Source organism: Butyrivibrio proteoclasticus P6B7 (genome assembly GCF_000622085.1).
GTDB classification, from domain to species: Bacteria; Bacillota; Clostridia; order Lachnospirales; family Lachnospiraceae; genus Butyrivibrio; species Butyrivibrio proteoclasticus_A.
In genome coordinates this window covers 1-2,398 of the sequence record NZ_JHWL01000050.1, presented here as the reverse complement: position 1 = coordinate 2,398, position 2,398 = coordinate 1, and the positions used below count along the sequence as shown (strand labels likewise).

General features: G+C 43.2%; 3 protein-coding genes. All 3 read left to right on the top strand.

Annotated elements, in window-relative coordinates:
• Nucleotides 1-1,188 (top strand): IS21 family transposase (istA, locus tag T541_RS20080; protein WP_034467717.1); only part of this gene is annotated, 1,188 nt, incomplete at its 5' end.
• Nucleotides 1,185-1,967, top strand: a complete 783-nt coding sequence (gene istB, locus T541_RS0116355; RefSeq protein ID WP_026653661.1) for an IS21-like element helper ATPase IstB — start codon at nucleotides 1,185-1,187, stop codon at nucleotides 1,965-1,967. The genes istA and istB, both read left to right, overlap by 4 nt.
• Nucleotides 1,954-2,184, top strand: coding sequence for a hypothetical protein (locus T541_RS0116350; RefSeq protein WP_026653660.1), 231 nt, complete (start codon nucleotides 1,954-1,956; stop codon nucleotides 2,182-2,184). Before istB ends, T541_RS0116350 begins: the two co-directional genes overlap by 14 nt.
• Nucleotides 2,185-2,398 lie beyond the last annotated feature (214 nt).

Sequence of the window (2,398 nt, the reverse complement as noted above, 5' to 3'; positions counted from 1 at the left end):
TTTACCGGTGCTGAATCAACGATCAGAAACCTTGTCAAAGCGCTAAGAGCAGAAATGGACATCCCACCACAGGCCGATATTCCGCTTGAGTATGACCCTGGTGATGCCGGCCAGATTGATTGGGGCGAAGCCACTGCATACATCGATGGGCAGAAAACAAAAGTACAGTTCTTTTGCGGAAGGCTCTGTAACAGCTGTGCTATCTTTGTTCAGGCTTACTATTCACAGAACATGGAGTCATTTCTTGAAGCCCAGCAGAAGATGTTTGATTTCTTTGGCGGTGTTCCTTTAAGGCTTATCTTCGATAATGCCAAAGTGGCTGTTAAAGAAGGCTTTGGAAAGCATGCCAAAGCAACCGATGGGTACAAAGCATTTGCTGCCCATTATGCCTTTAAAACTGAATTCTGTAACATAGCAAGTGGAAACGAAAAAGGACTTGTTGAAAACCTAGTTGGATTCGCAAGAAAGAACTTTATGGTGCCAGTGCCAAGAGTAAAGAGCATCGACGAATTAAACGCCAAGCTCCTTGCCTCCTGTACTGACTACATGAACACCCATAAGGTTACCACTAAATCAGTTTCAGTTAAAGAGGCTTATGAAGTTGAAAGGTACTATCTCCATTCCGTACCCACTTACAGGTTTGATACCAGCAAGACTGAGACTCCTTCTGTTGGTGATTACTCAACAGTAAGATTTGATAAGAACAACTACTCAGTACCTGTTAAATATCTCAGGAAGGATGTTACTGTAAAAGGCTATGCCAATACAGTGCATATCTATCACAAAGGCGTTCTCATAGCAACTCATGACCGCGCCTATGGAAAGAACAAAACTGAATATCGTCTTGAGCATTACATTGACCTTCTGGAACGTAAGCCAAGAGCTGTGTTCCAGGCTAAACCAGTAAGAGCAACTGTTGATAAGGAGCTCCTTGACTGGGGCAAGATGCTTCCCGGTGGCAACAAGGAGATGGTTAAGCTCCTTAGACTCTGCGTTGATCATGGTGTCGATAAGATACTCGATATCAAGCACAGTCTCCCGCCAGGCATCGTTCCTACGGTAGATATAGTCCGCAGTCAGCTGCGGGAAACACCGGAGTCCAACATCATACATTTCAATCGTGATGTCGACGTGATCTCAACAGACCTGTCAACCTACGACAAGAAATGCGGGGTAATGCCAAGATGAATGAAGTTAATAAACAAACAATAGAACTATATGCCAAACAACTGCGTGTACCCAGCTTTAACAGATACCCAGATGTAATAAAACAACTTAATAAGGATCAGGGCTATGATGATTTCCTTGTTGCTCTTATGAAGCAGGAACTCGAAGCCCGCGCGGAAAGTAACAGACAACGAAAAATTAAATCCGCAAACTTTCCATACCTGAAGACCATTGATGAACTGGACTTTGGCAGGTTTGAACATCTCACTGAGGCATTTATAAATGAACTGGCCTCATGTGATTTTGTTGATAACCGTCAGAACATAGTAATGATAGGCAATCCTGGTACCGGCAAGACTCATCTTTCAATAGCCCTTGGTATAAAGGCCTGTATGCAGGGAATGAGCGTTAAGTTCTTCACTGCAGCAAACCTGTCCAACGAACTCATAGAAGCTCAGGACAACCACAAGCTCATCCGCCTTGAGAAGCAGATATCAAAAGCTGATCTTCTGATTATCGATGAGCTCAGCTATCTGACATTCAACAGGCATCAGTCAGAATTACTTTTCAAGGTAATTGCTGACAGGGCTGAAAGAAAAAGTGTCATAGTATCAACAAACTTAAGCTTTTCAGAGTGGCCCACCATGTTTGAGAATACTACAATGGTCACTGCTCTGATTGACAGGCTCACCTTCAGGTCTCATGTACTCAACATGAACTCAGAGCATCCTTATCGTGCTGAACAGGCTGCTAAGGCTACCACCTCAAGGAAGGGAGGTAGAAAACATGCAGAAGCTTAAAACGCCTACATACACCCAGCTTAAGGAAGTGATGGAAGAAATGTATGATCACATCCACAGCCAGGATCAGGAAATCAAGTATCTCTCTGATGAGAGGCAATACCTTAGTGACTATATCGAATGGAAGGGACTTACAGAAGACTTTGAATACTTTAAAGCTCATGCCCACAAGGCTCGTCTTGATGAGGATCTGCCATTTGAAAACTATGTTTTATAACTAAAGTAACCCGGGGAATGCTGCTATTGCGGTGTTCCCCATAACAAGAGACTTGGTGATGAACTTTTTCGGTAGCGTTGGTGGTAAACTTTTTCGATAGCGCTGCTGGTAAACTTATTCACCAGCGAAAAAGGATAAAATGGTAAAGTTTTTCGCTAGCGGGGTGGTAAACTAATTCGTTAGCGAGTGGTAAACTTTTTCATTGACGTTTACA